The sequence below is a fragment of the Pseudoalteromonas sp. SR45-5 genome, assembly GCF_014163565.1.
Lineage (GTDB): Bacteria > Pseudomonadota > Gammaproteobacteria > Enterobacterales > Alteromonadaceae > Pseudoalteromonas > Pseudoalteromonas distincta.
Map to the genome: position 1 here is coordinate 12,604 of NZ_JACJDN010000003.1, position 15,387 is coordinate 27,990.

14 protein-coding genes are annotated in these 15,387 nt (G+C 41.6%); all 14 read right to left on the reverse strand.

Annotation, left to right across the window (positions count from 1 at the left end; translation table 11 throughout):
- Positions 1-12: 12 nt before the first annotated feature.
- Positions 13-1,245 carry a cell division protein FtsA gene (gene ftsA / locus H5072_RS00385; RefSeq protein ID WP_007582937.1) on the reverse strand — a complete coding sequence of 411 codons (1,233 nt, stop codon included), beginning with the start codon at positions 1,243-1,245 and terminating at the stop codon, positions 13-15.
- A complete protein-coding gene (locus tag H5072_RS00390; RefSeq protein WP_002957996.1) occupies positions 1,242-2,027 on the reverse strand; it encodes a cell division protein FtsQ/DivIB in 786 nt (261 codons plus the stop codon). Before H5072_RS00390 ends, ftsA begins: the two co-directional genes overlap by 4 nt.
- 1 nt (position 2,028) lies before the next feature.
- Positions 2,029-2,949, reverse strand: a complete 921-nt coding sequence (locus H5072_RS00395) for a D-alanine--D-alanine ligase (protein WP_058154153.1) — start codon at positions 2,947-2,949, stop codon at positions 2,029-2,031.
- The gene (murC, locus tag H5072_RS00400; protein WP_039485322.1) at positions 2,946-4,397 is read right to left on the reverse strand and encodes a UDP-N-acetylmuramate--L-alanine ligase; all 1,452 of its coding nucleotides are present in this window, start codon (positions 4,395-4,397) and stop codon (positions 2,946-2,948) included. The genes H5072_RS00395 and murC overlap by 4 nt, the downstream gene beginning before the upstream one ends.
- Positions 4,398-5,474, reverse strand: a complete 1,077-nt coding sequence (gene murG, locus H5072_RS00405; RefSeq protein ID WP_182692342.1) for an undecaprenyldiphospho-muramoylpentapeptide beta-N-acetylglucosaminyltransferase — start codon at positions 5,472-5,474, stop codon at positions 4,398-4,400. It lies immediately after the preceding gene.
- Positions 5,471-6,646 (reverse strand): cell division protein FtsW, encoded by a 1,176-nt coding sequence (gene ftsW / locus H5072_RS00410; protein WP_182692343.1) that lies wholly within the window; start codon positions 6,644-6,646, stop codon positions 5,471-5,473. Before ftsW ends, murG begins: the two co-directional genes overlap by 4 nt.
- Entirely contained in the window at positions 6,643-7,977 is a 1,335-nt protein-coding gene (murD, locus tag H5072_RS00415; protein WP_182692344.1) for a UDP-N-acetylmuramoyl-L-alanine--D-glutamate ligase, read from the reverse strand. Before murD ends, ftsW begins: the two co-directional genes overlap by 4 nt.
- Positions 7,978-9,060, reverse strand: coding sequence for a phospho-N-acetylmuramoyl-pentapeptide-transferase (gene mraY, locus H5072_RS00420; RefSeq protein ID WP_002957990.1), 1,083 nt, complete (start codon positions 9,058-9,060; stop codon positions 7,978-7,980).
- Positions 9,060-10,442 carry a UDP-N-acetylmuramoyl-tripeptide--D-alanyl-D-alanine ligase gene (gene murF, locus H5072_RS00425; RefSeq protein WP_182692345.1) on the reverse strand — a complete coding sequence of 461 codons (1,383 nt, stop codon included), beginning with the start codon at positions 10,440-10,442 and terminating at the stop codon, positions 9,060-9,062. Before murF ends, mraY begins: the two co-directional genes overlap by 1 nt.
- On the reverse strand, positions 10,439-11,917 hold the full coding sequence (gene murE / locus H5072_RS00430; protein ID WP_182692346.1) for a UDP-N-acetylmuramoyl-L-alanyl-D-glutamate--2,6-diaminopimelate ligase: 1,479 nt from the start codon (positions 11,915-11,917) through the stop codon (positions 10,439-10,441). Before murE ends, murF begins: the two co-directional genes overlap by 4 nt.
- Positions 11,910-13,727 (reverse strand): penicillin-binding transpeptidase domain-containing protein, encoded by a 1,818-nt coding sequence (locus tag H5072_RS00435; RefSeq protein WP_182692347.1) that lies wholly within the window; start codon positions 13,725-13,727, stop codon positions 11,910-11,912. Before H5072_RS00435 ends, murE begins: the two co-directional genes overlap by 8 nt.
- On the reverse strand, positions 13,724-14,050 hold the full coding sequence (gene ftsL / locus H5072_RS00440) for a cell division protein FtsL (RefSeq protein ID WP_002957986.1): 327 nt from the start codon (positions 14,048-14,050) through the stop codon (positions 13,724-13,726). The genes H5072_RS00435 and ftsL overlap by 4 nt, the downstream gene beginning before the upstream one ends.
- Positions 14,047-14,985: a 16S rRNA (cytosine(1402)-N(4))-methyltransferase RsmH gene (gene rsmH, locus H5072_RS00445; protein ID WP_024606338.1), complete on the reverse strand. Its 939-nt coding sequence runs from the start codon at positions 14,983-14,985 to the stop codon at positions 14,047-14,049. Before rsmH ends, ftsL begins: the two co-directional genes overlap by 4 nt.
- Positions 14,986-15,013: 28 nt before the next feature.
- Positions 15,014-15,387 (reverse strand): division/cell wall cluster transcriptional repressor MraZ (gene mraZ, locus H5072_RS00450; RefSeq protein WP_182692348.1); only part of this gene is annotated, 374 nt, incomplete at its 5' end.

Here is a 15,387-nt window from a genome sequence, read left to right on the forward strand (position 1 = left end):
CCGACTTGAGTCTTAAAACTCGCCTTGGAACCATTTAGTAATGCGGTTCCACCAATTATTGTTATCCTCTGCTTTCGACTTTTGTGCATTCATCGATTGCATGGTACGCCCGTATTGTAACAAACCAACAGCGGTTGCGTACGAAGGATCATCTACATAGTCTGTCAAACCAACCATCCCGATTGGTTTGCCTATTCTTACTGGCATTTGGAAGATGTCTTCTGCCACTTCCATAGCGCCAGTCATTTTAGCAGTTCCGCCTGTTATAACGAGACCTGCCGCAATTTGGTCTTCTAAGCCTGAACGACGAATTTCTTCCATCGCAAGCTCAAATAATTCTCTAAAACGAGGCTCTACCACCTCAGATAATGTATGGCGCGACATCAACCTTGCTGGTCGCCCGCCTACACTTGGTACTTCAATTGTGTCTTCGCTACTTGCCATTTGGCTACTAGCACATGCGTATTGTACTTTGAGTGACTCTGCATGTGATATAGGTGTGCGAAATATTTTTGCAATATCACCAGTAACTTGGTTACCCGCTACAGGTATAACGGCAGAGTGACGAAGTGCGCCATTAATATAAATGGTGATATCCATAGTACCGCCACCAATATCAAGTACTGCAACACCTAGCTCTTTTTCGTCATCTGTTAGTACAGAATAGCAAGACGCAAGGGCAGTAAAGATAAGTTGATCGACTTCAAGACCGCAGCGTTCTACACATTTTTCGATATTTTTTGCCATGTCGTTTGAGCACGTAATGATATGTGCACGCGCTTCCATACGAACGCCGCTCATGCCTAGTGGGTTTTTAATGCCCTCTTGCATATCGATGCTGTATTCTTGCGGCAATGCATGTAGCATTTTACGCTCTGCTGAAATAGGCACAGAACGCGCAATATGTATTACGTTTTCAATGTCTTCGTCAGTGACTTCGGTGTTATTAATTGCCACCACACCACTTTCGTTTTGACACTGTATATGTTTGCCAGAAATACCCAAATACACAGAGCTTATACGACAATCAGCCATTAACTCGGCCTCGTCTATTGCTCGTCGAATAGACTCAGACACTAAGTTTAAATCGTTAACGCCGCCTTTATCCATACCATGAGATACTTGGCTGCCCACACCAACAATGCTGAGCTTGTTATCTGCGGTGATTTCACCTACCGTGGCAACCACTTTCGAGGTGCCAACGTCTAATCCTATTACTAGGTTTCTTTCTGCTGACTTAGTCATGCCTTACTCTTATTTTGTAATTGTTCTTCTTGCATTGGCTTAAAGCTTACTGCAAGGCCGGTATCATACCGTAAATCGATTGTATCTACTTGTGCATCTGCACGTTGTTCCATTCGTGGATAAACGTCTATAAAACGTTGTACACGCTTGGCTTTATCTTTACGCCCTAAATTTAAGCGAATCCCGTTATCTAGCCAAAGTTGCCACGAAAAACGCTCCGATAATGCCAAACTTGTTAATGTTAAACCATTAACTCTGAGCATTTCATCAAATTGCTTAAAAGCAACCCACGCCTCTTCTTCGCTACCTTCTGGGCCATATAACTGCGGTAAGTTATCATCTAACTTATCGCTGCTGGCTTGAAATGCTTGGCCACTTTGGTTGAGCAACAAGTCGCTATTCCAGTGAGCAACTACTTCATGTTCAACTACATACACCTGTATAGTATCAGGCCATTGTTTACGTACCGAAGCGGTAGCAACCCAAGGCAAGTCTTGAACTAGCTGCTGCACGTGCTTAACATCAAGTTCAAAAAAACTACTTAAATCGGCTTTTTTAATTGCTTTTATAATTGCCGTTTCATCTGTGTATTTGGGATGCCCTTGCACTGTAAGGTGCTTAATTTGAGCATCTTTATTTTCAACTAACCAATCAGATACACCTGTGGTTATTTGTACTAAGCCTATAACCACAACCAGAAAAAAACTCACTCCAAAAATCAGCGACCAATTAAAGTTAAGTTGCTGTTTTAGTTGTTGAGCTTTTTCTAAAAGGGGATGCATATTAAAGCGTTTGCTCTAAAATGCGAACAACTAATTGCTCAAAAGTTGCCCCGTTCGCTTTTGCAGCCATCGGTACTAGTGACTTTTCAGTCATGCCTGGTACTGTATTCACTTCAAGCAGGTAAAAATTCCCTTGCTCGTCTTGCATAGCATCAACACGACCCCAACCACTTGCACCCACTAAATCAAACGCATCTAGCGATATGGCTTGTAAGTACTTAGTATCTTGCTCTGATAAATCTGCAGGGCAATGATACTGGGTTGTATTTGATTGATACTTAGCTTGGTAATCGTAAAAGCCATTAGGTGTCGTCATCTCAATGACTGGTTGTACATCGTCGCCAAGCACCGTGATTGTAAATTCACGACCAGTGATCCACTGCTCTACAAGTACTTGGTTATCAAACTTAAATGCATTAGCTAGTGCATCTTCAAGCTCTTGTGTTGTACTTGCTTGCGCCATACCTATGCTTGAACCTTCATGCGATGGCTTAACCATGACCTTTTTAAATTCATCCATAATGGCTGCAGCATCAAAGCCTTTTTTAGCATCAACTACGGTATAAGGTGCAGTGCTTAAACCCGCTGATTTAAATAAGTGCTTACAACGTACTTTATCCATAGCAAGTGCTGAACCTAGTACATTACTGCCCGTGTAAGGCAAGTCCATAAATTCAAGTGCTCCCTGCACTGTGCCGTCTTCGCCACCACGGCCATGCAAAGCGATAAAAACGCGATCTACATTTAATTCTTTTAACTCCCACAAAGAACGACTTTGTGGGTCAAATGCAATTGCATCAATACCACTATTTTGCAGCGCATTTAAAACAGCCTGACCCGATCGTAAAGACACTTCACGCTCTGCTGAGTTACCACCTAGCAGTACCGCTACTTTACCAAATTGTGTGTTTACCTGAGTCATACTTCACCTTGCTTAAGTTTTTCTATCGACATACCCGTTGCAGCTAATGTTTTAACTAACTGACCTATATTACCAGCGCCTTGGGTTAATACTAAATCATTGTTTTGTAAATTTGCGGCCAAAACACCTGCAAGCTCAGCATTTGTTGCTACGTGCAGCGGCTCTTTGCCACGTTGGCGAAGGCTACGGCATAAGCTTTTGCTGTCGGCCCCTACAATAGGATCTTCACCTGCGCTATACACATCAAGCAATAGTAACTGATCTACATCAGCAAGAACTTTTACAAAATCTTCGTATAAGTCGCGTGTACGAGAAAACCTATGAGGTTGATATACCATTACTAAACGCTTATCAGGCCAACCTTCACGTACTGCTGCAATTGTTGCTGCAACTTCTGAAGGATGATGCCCGTAATCATCAACTAACATCACATTGCCACGCTCGTTTTCAAATTCACCATAGTGCTGAAAACGACGACCAATACCTTCAAACTTCTGCAGCGCTTCTAAAATTGCATGATTCGCAATGTTTTGATCTTTTGCCACAGCAATCGCAGCGGTTGCATTAAGTGCGTTGTGTCTACCTGGCATATTCAACGTGGCAGTTAAACACTCACCTTGCTTGTTAGTTACTGTAAATGTGCACGTATTAGCTGATTGGCTAAAGTCGCTCATGCGATAATCAGCATCCTTCGATTCGCCATACGTAATAACTGGGCGACCAAAGCGCGGGATAAGCTCAGCTGCAACTTCAGAGTCAATACATACAACAGCTAAACCATAAAACGGCAAGTTATGAATGAAATCGACATACGTGTCTTTCATTTTTTCAAGACTGCCGCCATAAGTATCCATGTGATCTTCTTCAATATTTGTGATGACCGAGACCATTGGCTGCAAGTGTAAAAACGACGCATCGCTTTCATCAGCTTCTGCTATTAAAAAATCACTTTTACCTACTTTTGCGTTACTACCTGCGCTATTTAACAAGCCACCAATAATAAAAGTTGGATCGAGCCCTGCTTGTCCATAAATACTTGCAATTAGGCTTGTTGTCGTTGTTTTACCATGCGTTCCCGCAATCGCTATACCGTGGCGAAAACGCATTAGCTCTGCGAGCATTTCTGCGCGGCGCACAACAGGGATTCTTGCGGCTTTAGCTGCAATAATTTCAGGATTTGTTTCATCAATCGCGCTTGAAACAACCACTACATTGGCATCTTTCACGTTATTTTCATGATGGCCAATAAATACCTCAGCACCGGCTTTAATTAAGCGATCTGTCATAGCGCTATGAGCAATGTCAGAACCTGTAATACGGTAGCCTTCAAAAGCGAGTACTTCAGCAATACCGCCCATACCGGCTCCACCAATACCAATAAAGTGAATGGTTTCTATTCGGCGCATTGCTGGGCGCGTGTGTTTTTCTTGTACTGACGTTTCTTTCACTTATTTTCTCTTATTTGTTACTTGCTCACAGTGCGTTGCTACGCTTGCTGTGGCATCTAAAATGGCTTGTTTATTTGCATTTGTAGCCATTTCAGTAATTAATGAAGGTTGGGCTAAATATGGGCTTAATAGTTCAACAATTGATTGTTTATTAAACTGCCCTTGTGGCATTAATAATGCGCCATTAGCCATCACTAAATATTGTGCGTTTGCTGTTTGATGGTCGTCCACGGCATGTGGAAAAGGAACAAAAACAGCCATTTTACCTGCTGCTGCAATTTCGCTAACAGTTAATGCACCAGCGCGGCAAACAACAATATCAGCCCAGCTATACGCCGCGTCCATATCATCAATAAATTCAGCTATTTTTGTATTACCATCCGCAAAGCCATGCATTTTATAAGCTGTTTCTACAGTAGATAAATGACCTTTACCTGTTTGATGCCATACGCTTATAGGAGCTGTATTATTTAGTACTTTAAATGCTTCTGGTAATGTTTGATTAAGCACTTGTGCACCGAGCGAGCCGCCCACTACTAAAATATTAATAGGGCTTGATACATCGCGTTTGGCTATATTCATAACGCTTTGGCGAACTGGGTTACCTACTAGCTCGGCTTGACCCTGTGCAAAAGCACTTGGAAATGCTGCTAATACACGTGTAGCCACCTTAGCTAGCAGTTTATTGCTCATACCCGCTACAGCGTTTTGCTCGTGAATAATTAACGGAATACCTAAACTCTTTGCGGCAATTCCCGTGGGTCCCGTAACATAACCGCCCATTGCGAGTACTACATCAGGGCGCTGTTCTTTCAATACCTTACGCGCTTGCAATACTGCATTAACTACCATGAATGGGGCTTTAATAAGACGTTTTAATCCGTTACCACGAACACCTTTTACATTAATAAAATCAATATCTATATTATGCTTAGGTACAACGCTTGCTTCCATTCGATCTGGTGTGCCAATCCAGCTAACTTGCCAGCCCTGCTGTTTTAAATAATCAGCCACTGCAATACCAGGAAAAATGTGTCCGCCAGTTCCACCAGCCACTACTACTAATTTTTTACTCATCGCTTGCCTCCACGTGAGGTGGCTTGTTTGGTTGCCATTTTGGTTTCAAAATCAACGCGCAATAAAATGCCCGTGGCAATGGTCATAATTAACAAGCTTGAACCACCATAAGAAATAAATGGCAGGGTTAAACCCTTAGTTGGCAAAATACCTGCGCTCGCACCTACATTCACCATGGTTTGAAATGCAAACCAAATACCAATGGCAAACGAAAAATAGCCTTCGTATTCTTTGCCACATTTAAGCGCTTGTTGGCCTATTAATAACGCTCTAAATACTGAAGTAGCTAATACCATTAAAATACTTACAACGCCTATTAAACCAAGTTCTTCACCTATTACAGCAAAAATAAAATCGTTATGCGCTTCAGGTAAATATTGCAGTTTTTGTACACTGTTACCTAAGCCTTGGCCAAACCAACCACCTTGGCTATAAGCCATTAGCGATTGAACCAACTGATAACCTTTACCAAAAGGATCATCCCAAGGGTCTAAAAAGCCGACAACACGCGCCATTCGATATGGTTCAACAATAATCAGTAATACAACTAAACCGACGCCAGTTAGAATAAGCACAAAGAACTGCCATAATTTAGCGCCAGCTAAAAACAGTAAACCAACCGTTGTTACAAACATAACAACCACTGTGCCTAAATCAGGTTGCAGCAAAATAAGTAGCGCATACACTGCAAATACAGCTATTGGCTTTGCAAAGCCTTTAATATTTTCTTGTACTTCTTCGCGTTTTCTTACCAAATAACCCGCAATATAACTAAAAAAGTATAATTTAGCGGCCTCAGCAACCTGAAAACCAACAGGACCAATAGGTATCCATCGTTTAGCACCATTCACTTCACGCCCAACAATCAATACCGCTATTAACAGCACCATACCTAGTATTAATAAATAAGGGTTGGATCGTTTCCACCAATCCATTGGCACACAAACACTTATCCAAAAAAGCACAAAAGACATTGCCAAAAACATGCTGTGGCGAATAGTAATATGGTATGGGTCATCAAATAACCGCTCAGCGGTCGGCATTGAAGCGCTGGTTACCATGATAAAACCAACACCAATTAACATAATTACGCAGTACAGCAGCGGTACATCATACAACTGACCTGAAGGTTTTGGTGTTAATGCATCTCTTATATCGGCAAAAGCAATCATAGTTGCCCTGCCATAACACATTGAATAAAGTCATCACCGCGTTGCATATAGTTGTTATACATATCAATGCTGGCACATGCAGGTGCTAACAAAACAATATTGCCTGTACTACTAAGTACGTTGGCCAAAGCAACGGCTTCTTCCATGTTGTTAGTTAAATAGCTCTTATTGGTAATCGCAGCTAAGTCACTTGCATCTTTACCAAAACAAATTAATGCTTTTACATGCTGTTCTATGTAGGGTTTAAGTGCGTTTAAATCAGCGCCTTTAGCATCGCCACCTGCAATAACAATCAGGTTTTCACCATCACTAGCCAAACTATCTATTGCAGCAATGGTCGCTCCAACATTCGTTGCCTTTGAATCGTTAAAATACTTTACACCGTTAAGCTCAGCTACAAATTGGCAGCGATGAGCCAACCCATTAAATTGACCTAACGCGTTCTTATATTGCGCTTTACTTACTTCAAACGGACTTAAAAGCGCCATTACTGCAAGCGTATTTAAATAATTGTGCTTACCCACTACCGCAAGCGTATCAACAGGTAAAAAGGCATCGCCTTTAAGCATAAAATGAGTTTCGCCATTATGCTGCGCTAAATGGTAATCACCTTGTTGAGCACCAAAGCTGATTAGGGGGGTTGTACCGCGCTCAACTGGATGTGTTTGAATATCGTCTGCATTGACAACAATAAGCTCTGCACCGCCATAAATACTTAGCTTTGAGTCTATATAAGCTTGGTAACTGTCGTATCGGTCAAGGTGATCTTCTGACACATTTAATACCGTTGCACTCACAGGTTTTAAACTCGTTGTGGTATCTAGCTGAAAACTAGATAACTCAAGTACATACACATCAAAATCATCGTTGAGTAAATCAAGCACCGCTGTGCCAATATTCCCAGCCAAAGCAACTTTATAGCCGGCTTCTTTTAATACTTCATAAGCGAGCGTAACCACGGTTGATTTACCGTTAGAGCCCGTAACAGCAACAACCGGTTTTGTATTAATACGTGCAAATAACTCAACGTCGCCAATCACTTCAACACCTGCGTTAATTGCATTTGCAACAGCTGGTATTTTTAAGCTAAGCCCAGGGCTTATAATAGTCATATTGCTTGAACAAAGCTCAGCGTCATCTAAATTACCAAAGTGGGTATCTAGATTTGGCGCATGCTCTTTTAACCAATCAATCCCCGGCGGGGTTGCTCGGCTATCAACGACCTTGGGGGCGAGGCCATGAGATAATAGAAAACGCACAATGCCCAGACCGGTTACACCGAGTCCGAGCACTGTTATTTGTTTGTTTTTTATCTCGTTTAAATACTGCATTTATCGAATCTTTAAAGTAGCTAAGCCAGCAAGCACTAGCACAACAGAAATAATCCAAAAGCGCACAATAACGCGAGGCTCTGGCCAACCTTTTAATTCATAATGATGATGAATCGGCGCCATTCTAAAAATGCGTTGTCCGCGCAATTTATACGACCCCACTTGTAATATTACCGATAGTGCTTCCATTACAAATACACCGCCCATAATAATAAGTAGTAACTCTTGGCGTACTAAAACAGCAATAATACCTAATGCGCCACCAAGTGCTAATGAGCCAACATCACCCATAAATACTTGTGCTGGGTAAGTGTTAAACCATAAAAAGCCAAGCCCTGCGCCCACAATGGCAGTACACACAACTACAAGCTCACTCGCTAGCGGTAAATGTGGAATATGTAAGTAAGCCGAAAAGTTAATATTACCTGTTAAGTAAGCAATAATTGCCAATGCTGCAGCCACCAAAATAATTGGCACAATCGCCAAGCCATCTAAACCATCGGTCAGGTTTACTGCGTTTGATGTACCTACTATCGCAAAGTACGTAAGCACAATATAAAACAAACCTAATTGCGGTAATACGTCTTTAAAAAATGGAACAACAAGTGATGTCTCAGATGCTTGTGCACTGGTAAAGTACAAAGCAGTAGCTACAACTAATGCAATGACCGATTGCCAAAAGTACTTCCACTTAGCAATTAAACCTTTTGGGTCTTTACGAATAACTTTACGGTAATCATCAACAAAGCCAACAATACCTAATGAGCCAATTACAAACAGTGTTGCCCACACATATTTATTTGATAAATCGGCCCAAAGTAGCGTGCTGGTAAAAATAGCCGCTAAAATAAGTAAGCCACCCATAGTCGGTGTACCCGACTTAGACAAATGCGATTGCGGACCATCGTCGCGAACTGTTTGACCTATTTGCATACGTTGCAAACCACGAATTAACTTAGGCCCTAAATAAAGAGACATAATTAGCGCAGTTAAAATACCTAAAATGGCACGTAGCGTTAAATACGAAAAAACATGAAAACCACTAAAATACTGTGTTAAATACTCTGCCAGCCAAACTAACATTATGATACTCCATTGATGGCTTGTTGCTGGCCATTAACTAAATCGGTTACTAATAATTCCATGCGAGAACTGCGCGATCCTTTCACTACTATTGTTGTTTTTTTATTCACTTTATTAATGCTTTCTTGAATTTTTTGCTGCATCTGTTCGCGGCTCGAAAAGTGACGATTAGGGAGTTCAAACACATCACTTGCGTATTTACTTAACACGCCTAATGTAAATAACTCATCAATCCCTTGTTCAAGTGCATACTCGCCAACTTCTTGATGGTACTTACGTGCATCTTCACCAAGCTCACCCATATCTCCGAGTGCTAAAATGCGGTGACCTTGCATATCACTTAACAAGTCAATCGCAGCCTTTACCGACTTAACATTGGCATTATAGGTGTCATCAACCACGGTAAGTAAATCAGACACTTCAATTAAATTAACGCGCCCTTTTACATCACCCATTGTGGCAAGTGCATTGGCTATTTCTTCAAGGGTTACATCAAATTCACTGGTCAGCGCCGCAGCGATAAGTGCATTACTAATATTATGCTTACCAGGTAGTGCCAAAGTAACAGGCACTTGCTTGTTTTTAGTGCAAAGCGTAAAGCTTGCACGTGCATTGGCATCACGCGTGATGTTCTCAGCCCAAATGTCTAGTTTTTCTGTTGTAGAAAAGCGCTTAACATTACGCCCTTCAAGTTTATCTAACCAATACTGGCTAAATTCACTATCGCAATTAACAATGGCAACGCCGTCATCTTTTAGGCCATCAAAAATCTCACCTTTAGCTTTTGCAACGCCCATTAAGCTACCAAAACCTTCCAAGTGAGCTGCTGCAACATTACATACAACGGCCACATCTGGTTTTGTCATTGCCGTTGTGTAAGCAATTTCACCTAAGTGATTTGCACCTAGCTCAATAACAGCAAAACGATGTTGAGGCTCTAAGCGCAATAACGTAAGAGGGACGCCAATATCGTTGTTAAAATTACCTTTAGTAGCTAATACATCACCTTGAACCGACAAAATTGCCGCACACATTTCTTTTACGGTGGTTTTGCCTACACTCCCTGTAATTGCAATTGTTTTAGGCGCCACTTGTGCCATAACAGCAGTGCCAATTGTACCTAGTGCAATACGTGTATCGCTTACTATAAATTGTGGAATATCTACATCAACTTTGTGCTGAACAATAACGCCTATAGCGCCTTTTTGTTTAGCCTCAGCTATAAATTTATGGCCATCAAAATTTGGCCCTTTAAGTGCTAAAAACACTTCGCCATCGCACACTGTGCGAGTATCAGTATTTATATTTAGCACGTGTTGATTATCACCTTGATAATCGGCTGTTAGCACATTAGCTAACCAATCAAAATCCATTGGGATCATTGTGTTATCCCTCTTACTGCTTTTTTTAGTTGTTCTTGTACATAACGGCGATCGCAAAAGTCGATGCGCTTATCGCCTATAATTTGATAATCTTCGTGGCCTTTACCTGCAATCAAAATAACATCATCAGCTGTAGCGTTTTCTATAGCAAAACGAATTGCAGTTGCTCTATCAGCCTCTAGATGTGCATTTTGAGGATGGGTTAGACCGCCTGCTACATCTGCAATAATGTCATCAGGATTTTCTGTTCGAGGGTTATCGCTGGTAATAATCACTTTATTAGCGTTTTGCTCTGCAGCTTGCGCCATTAATGCGCGCTTACCTTTGTCTCTGTCGCCACCGCAACCAAATACACAATTTACACCACCTGGCACATGCAACTGCAATGCTTGTAATGCAAGTGCAAGTGCATCGGGTGTATGGGCGTAATCAACAACACACGTTGGCATGCCAGCTTGACTAAAAGCTTGCATTCGACCAGCGACTGGCTGTAACTGCGCACAACCAGCAACTAGTTGTTCAAGCGGATAACCTAGCCCTAGTAATGTAGCGAGCGCTGCCGTTAAGTTATATAAGTTGAATTCGCCAAACAGAGGCGATTTAATTGAAATATCACCCCAACTTGTCGACAACTGCGCCGAAATACCTTCACTTGAATATTCAACATCAGAAAAATAAACGTATCGGGCATTCTTAGGAGCTAAATTTTTTCGGCCATAACAAATTAGGTTATTAAAATCATACTTTTCAAGCCATTGCTCAGCTTGAAAGTCATCTTGATTGAGCACTACAACTTGCGGCTCAAAATCACGGAAAAGCATTAATTTCGCATCACCGTAACTTGCCATATCACCATGGTAATCTAAGTGATCGCGCGAAAGATTAGTAAACACAGCCGCTTTAAACTGACATTTAGCAACGCGTTGTTGCACTAACCCATGAGATGATACTTCCATGGCTACCAGCTTTTTATGCTGCGAATTTAAATCGCTCAAAATATGCTGTAAATCAACTGTTGAAGGCGTAGTGTTTATCAGTGGAATTAAGTTATCAGGATGGCCATAACCTAAAGTGCCTATAATAGCCGAATCAGTACTACAAAATTGCGCTAAGTGGGCAATCATTGCTGTGGTAGTCGATTTACCATTTGTACCTGTTACACCAATTAAATCAAGAGTCTGACTTGGTTGGCTATAAAAGCGACTAGCTAATTCTGGAAGCTTTTTATCAAGCTCTGAGACTAAATACAGTGGCTCAAAACTGCTTTCAAATTCACATAATCTGTCAGCAATGATAGCTATTGCGCCATTTTCAATTGCTTTAGCAATAAATTGTCCGCCATCAAGTGTATGGCCTTTAATAGCAACAAATACATCACCTGGCGTTACTTCACGGCTATCAAGGCGTAAATGCTTTACCAGTTGCGAGGGCGCATCTATTTCGATGTATTTTAAAATATCCTTTAAATCACGCATCGTTATCTTTACCTTGTACGTACGCAACCTCTTCCTTGTCAGGCGCTACGTTTAATATTCTTAATGCGTTAGAGATGATTTCTGCAAATGCAGGGCCAGCGGTGGCACCTCCATAGTACACATCACCACCTGGTTCATTAATCATAACTACCACGGCTAAACGAGGATTACTTGCCGGTGCTACACCTGCAAAGTAACCTACATATTCATCACCATAACCACCTGCTACGGCTTTTTTAGATGTACCTGTTTTACCGGCAGCACGATACCCATCAACTTTTATGTTGCGAGCAGTACCGTCTTTTTCAAATACACTTTCCATCATGTGGACTACGGCTTCTACGTCTTTTTGTTTAAAAATACGTTCGCCTTCAGGTATATTATCTTGCTTTAAAATAGTCAGTGGTCGATTAACTCCACCAGCGCCTAACATGGTATAAAAGCGCGCCATTTGCGCAGTACTTACCGAAATTGCATAACCAAATGATAAAGTGGCAATTTCAAAGTCAGACCAACGACGATTTGGATAAAACAAACCGCTGCTTTCACCTACCATTCCAGTACCGGTGTCACTGCCAAAGCCTACTTTTTGATATAAGCCAACAAGGTAATCTTTAGGCACTAACTGAGTAACCTTCGCAACCCCCATATTTGAGGAGTACTTTAGTATTTCGCGCAGTGTTAGTTCGCCGTGATTACGAGTATCTCTAACTAAACTACCACCTAAACGCATCCAACCTGGGTAGGTATCAATCGTGTCATCTGCCTGAATGGCGCCGTAGTCTAGCCCAGCTAAAATGGCTAGAGGCTTAACAGTTGAGCCTGGTTCAAACAAATCTGTAATTGCGCGATTACGACGCTTATGAGGTGCAGCATCGCTTAAGTTATTTGGATTAAATGAAGGACTATTTACCATTGCCAGCACTTCACCGGTTTTAACATCAACTACCATAGCTGAGCCCGATGTGGCTTTGTAAGTCAGTACAGCTGATTTTACAGCTTTGTAGGCAATAGCTTGAATTCGCTGGTCAATACTTAGTTCTATACTTTCTGGCTCTACGCGATCACGCTCGTCAAGCACTTCTACTTCACGCCCTTGTGCGTCTTTACGTATAGTGCGGCGGCCTTCCTCGCCCGTTAAAGCGTTTTCGTATAGCTTTTCAATGCCTTCAATGCCTTTACCGTCTATATTAGTAAAACCAATAACATGCGCGGTAACCTCACCGGCGGGGTAATAGCGTTTAGATTCATCTAGTAAATGAATACCTGGTAGGCGTAAATCGCCAATATAATTTGCTACAGCAGGAGTAACTTGGCGCTTTAAATAAACAAAGCGACGCGAGGGATCGTTTAATAGTCGAGAGTTAATCTTCTTAGGATCAATGCGCAATACATCAGCAAGCTCACGCCAGCGTAAATCGTTTTTATAATAAAGTGCAGTACGCTTATCAAGCTCAGCGGTATTTTCAGCTAAAGATAAATGATCTTCGCCGCTTTTACGTGCTTGTTTAATTACTTTAGAGACTAGCGACTTGTGTAATGCTTTAGGATCAGCATATACACTTACCACAGGCACACTTACCGCTAACTCTTTACCATTACGGTCAAAAATCATCCCGCGTTGCACATGTAGTTTTTCAACGCGCACGGTACGTTTGTCGCTTTCTGAACGTGCTTTATCAGGTTCTATTACTTGTAAATAAGCAGCGCGAGATACGAGTGTTACAAACACCATAAACACAACTGCACACACCAGCATAAAGCGCCATGTGATTAAATTAGTGACTGGTTTTTTGCCTCTATTTCTCATTGTACTATTATTACCTGCTCATCTTGACTCGTAGGTCTTTTCATTTTCAATTGTGATGTAGCTACTTCTTCAATGCGTGCATGTTGCGAATAAAATTCTTCTTCAACAAGTAAGTAGCGCCACTCTAAATCGAGCTCATCGCGTTCTTGTAATAATTGATCTTGCTGTATAAGTTGGCCACGAGCTAAGTGGGTTGTTTGCACAACAGCTAAACTAGAAGCGAATATCACAACCAACAAGGCCGAGGTTAGCTTATTAGCTCCTAGGCCTTTTAATATTTCAAAGAATAAATTAGGTTGCCGATAGCTCGCTTTTTTACTCATCCCAACCTCTGTGCAATCCTAAGTACAGAACTACGAGAACGTGGATTACGCTCTACTTCTGCAGCACTTGGCTTAATAGCTTTACCCACTGCTTTTAACGTCAGATTTTTATTTATTTGTGCGTCAGTTAAAGGCAGACCTCTGGGTAATGCTTCTCCCTTACTCTGTTTTCTAATAAACTGTTTTACAATACGGTCTTCTAAAGAATGAAACGAAATCACCACTAAACGTCCGCCTGGCTTTAGCACTTTAACTGCAGACTGAAGCGCAGTTTGAATTTCTTCAAGCTCACTATTAATGTAAATACGAATAGCCTGAAAAGTACGGGTAGCTGGGTGTTTAAACTTATCTTTTACCGGTACAGCTTCATCAACAAGGTCAGCAAGCTGCTTGGTAGTTGTGATTGGCGTGTGCTCACGAACTTCAAGTACTTTGTGTGCAATGCGTTTACCAAACTTTTCTTCGCCCAATTTTTTAATTACGTGGGTAATATCATCCAACTCAGCCTCTGCTAACCACTGTGCTGCACTGCGACCTGTTGTAGGGTCCATACGCATATCGAGTGGGCCGTCTTTCATAAAACTAAAGCCACGCTCAGCGTCATCTAATTGTGGTGACGAAACACCAATGTCTAATAAAATGCCATCGACTTTACCAATTAGATCGTTTTGCTGTGCTACTTCGTATAAGTTTGAAAAGCGAGTATGTGCAATTGCAAAACGCGGGTCATCAGCAAATTTTTCAGCTGATTGTATTGCTTGTGGATCTTGATCAATTGCTTGCAGGCGACCTTCATCACCAAGGCGTGCTAAAATTTGCCCAGAGTGGCCACCACGTCCAAATGTACCATCCATGTATATACCGTCTGGCTTAATTGCAAGGGCATCGATGGTCTCATCCATTAATACGGATACGTGTTCAAATTGCGCTGTCATTAGCTATTGTGTGCCTTTTTTTGTGCCGTTAGAGTGTAAAATTATCTAAATCTTGGTTAGGTTCAAAATCACCAAGCCTTTCAAGCTCAGTATCTTGCTGCATTTGCTCGTGCCAACGCGCCTCGTCCCAAATTTCAAACTTATTCATCAAACCAACCAGCATGATTTTTTTGCCAAGAGATGCATGGGCACGTAATGACGGCGCAAGCAAAATTCGACCATTTTTATCAAGTTGATACTCTGTAGCGTTACCTAGCAACATACGTTGCATTCGTCGAGCTCGTGGATTCATATTAGATATTTTCGCTAAACGGCTTTCTATTTCGAGCCACTCAGCCAATGGATATAACCATAAACACGGTTCATTTAATGCGACGGTACAAATAACTGTCCCCTGATCTT

Coding starts and splice junctions, on each gene's coding strand:
- ftsL (WP_002957986.1), bottom strand. CDS start 14,050: ATGAGTAAAAAAGCGAGCTATCGGCAACCTAATTTATTCTTTGAAATA.
- rsmH (WP_024606338.1), bottom strand. CDS start 14,985: ATGACAGCGCAATTTGAACACGTATCCGTATTAATGGATGAGACCATC.
- H5072_RS00390 (WP_002957996.1), bottom strand. CDS start 2,027: ATGCATCCCCTTTTAGAAAAAGCTCAACAACTAAAACAGCAACTTAAC.
- murD (WP_182692344.1), bottom strand. CDS start 7,977: ATGCAGTATTTAAACGAGATAAAAAACAAACAAATAACAGTGCTCGGA.
- murE (WP_182692346.1), bottom strand. CDS start 11,917: ATGCGTGATTTAAAGGATATTTTAAAATACATCGAAATAGATGCGCCC.
- H5072_RS00435 (WP_182692347.1), bottom strand. CDS start 13,727: ATGAGAAATAGAGGCAAAAAACCAGTCACTAATTTAATCACATGGCGC.
- mraY (WP_002957990.1), bottom strand. CDS start 9,060: ATGTTAGTTTGGCTGGCAGAGTATTTAACACAGTATTTTAGTGGTTTT.
- murG (WP_182692342.1), bottom strand. CDS start 5,474: ATGAGTAAAAAATTAGTAGTAGTGGCTGGTGGAACTGGCGGACACATT.
- ftsA (WP_007582937.1), bottom strand. CDS start 1,245: ATGACTAAGTCAGCAGAAAGAAACCTAGTAATAGGATTAGACGTTGGC.
- ftsW (WP_182692343.1), bottom strand. CDS start 6,646: ATGATTGCTTTTGCCGATATAAGAGATGCATTAACACCAAAACCTTCA.
- H5072_RS00395 (WP_058154153.1), bottom strand. CDS start 2,949: ATGACTCAGGTAAACACACAATTTGGTAAAGTAGCGGTACTGCTAGGT.
- murF (WP_182692345.1), bottom strand. CDS start 10,442: ATGATCCCAATGGATTTTGATTGGTTAGCTAATGTGCTAACAGCCGAT.